Origin of the sequence: Neobacillus sp. GCM10023253, assembly GCF_042653105.1 — a bacterium.
GTDB classification, from domain to species: domain Bacteria; phylum Bacillota; class Bacilli; order Bacillales; family Cytobacillaceae; genus Neobacillus; species Neobacillus citreus.
In genome coordinates this window covers 1-1,120 of sequence record NZ_JBHSHV010000005.1, presented here as the reverse complement: position 1 = coordinate 1,120, position 1,120 = coordinate 1, and the positions used below count along the sequence as shown (strand labels likewise).

The following is a 1,120-nucleotide window of genomic DNA, read 5'->3' as shown; positions in this document are numbered from 1 at the left end:
CCATCCCGAACACGGAAGTTAAGCTTCTCAGCGCCGATGGTAGTTGGGACGCAAGTCCCTGTGAGAGTAGGACGCTGCCGGGCCATCATATATGGAGGATTAGCTCAGCTGGGAGAGCATCTGCCTTACAAGCAGAGGGTCGGCGGTTCGATCCCGTCATCCTCCACCATATTATTATGCCGGCTTAGCTCAATTGGTAGAGCAACTGACTTGTAATCAGTAGGTTGAGGGTTCAAGTCCTTTAGCCGGCACCACGCTTCTTACTTCATTGAATTGCATCATCGGGAGCGTGCGAGAAATCCCGAAGGGATTTTAAGCAGAATAACTAGGTAGTTTAGCGTTTTTTATTGTACGAGCCATTAGCTCAGTCGGTAGAGCATCTGACTTTTAATCAGAGGGTCGAAGGTTCGAGTCCTTCATGGCTCACCATTTTAATATGCGGGTGTGGCGGAATTGGCAGACGCACCAGACTTAGGATCTGGCGCCGCAAGGCGTGGGGGTTCGACTCCCTTCACCCGCACCATTTTAATATTGCGGAAGTAGTTCAGTGGTAGAACACCACCTTGCCAAGGTGGGGGTCGCGGGTTCGAATCCCGTCTTCCGCTCCATATTGCCGGGGTGGCGGAACTGGCAGACGCACAGGACTTAAAATCCTGCGGTAGGTGACTACCGTACCGGTTCGATTCCGGTCCTCGGCACCATTTATAAAATAAGCGCCCGTAGCTCAATTGGATAGAGCGTCTGACTACGGATCAGAAGGTTATGGGTTCGACTCCTGTCGGGCGCGCCATCAAATTTAATAGTACGGGAAATAGCTCAGCTTGGTAGAGCACTTGGTTTGGGACCAAGGGGTCGCAGGTTCGAATCCTGTTTTCCCGACCATTTTAACGGGGCCTTAGCTCAGCTGGGAGAGCGCCTGCTTTGCACGCAGGAGGTCAGCGGTTCGATCCCGCTAGGCTCCACCATTTATTTTTAAAAATATATTGACATTGTTAGTTTGCTTTGTTAATATATAAAGGTCGCCTTTGAGAGGCGAATTAAATAGTTCTTTGAAAACTAAACAAACAAAAACGTCAACAAACAATAATATTCGTTTCATTTGAAACGAAGCCAACGTAAC

Annotated in this window: 9 tRNA genes and 1 rRNA gene; all 10 read left to right on the top strand. The window is 49.2% G+C overall.

The window, feature by feature from the left end:
* Positions 1-83: ribosomal RNA gene (gene rrf / locus ACFPA1_RS07440) — 5S ribosomal RNA — on the top strand; the annotation flags it as partial.
* Between the two features lie 10 nt (positions 84-93).
* Positions 94-169: transfer RNA gene (locus ACFPA1_RS07435), tRNA-Val, on the top strand.
* A 9-nt stretch (positions 170-178) separates the two neighbouring features.
* Positions 179-254: transfer RNA gene (locus ACFPA1_RS07430), tRNA-Thr, on the top strand.
* Between the two features lie 99 nt (positions 255-353).
* Positions 354-429 (top strand) — tRNA-Lys (locus tag ACFPA1_RS07425).
* A 9-nt stretch (positions 430-438) separates the two neighbouring features.
* Positions 439-523: transfer RNA gene (locus tag ACFPA1_RS07420), tRNA-Leu, on the top strand.
* Positions 524-533: 10 nt separating this feature from the next.
* Positions 534-608 (top strand) — tRNA-Gly (locus ACFPA1_RS07415).
* 4 nt (positions 609-612) lie between these two features.
* Positions 613-701: transfer RNA gene (locus tag ACFPA1_RS07410), tRNA-Leu, on the top strand.
* A 12-nt stretch (positions 702-713) separates the two neighbouring features.
* Positions 714-790 (top strand) — tRNA-Arg (locus ACFPA1_RS07405).
* 15 nt (positions 791-805) lie between these two features.
* Positions 806-882 (top strand) — tRNA-Pro (locus ACFPA1_RS07400).
* A 7-nt stretch (positions 883-889) separates the two neighbouring features.
* Positions 890-965 (top strand) — tRNA-Ala (locus tag ACFPA1_RS07395).
* Positions 966-1,120: the final 155 nt, after the last annotated feature.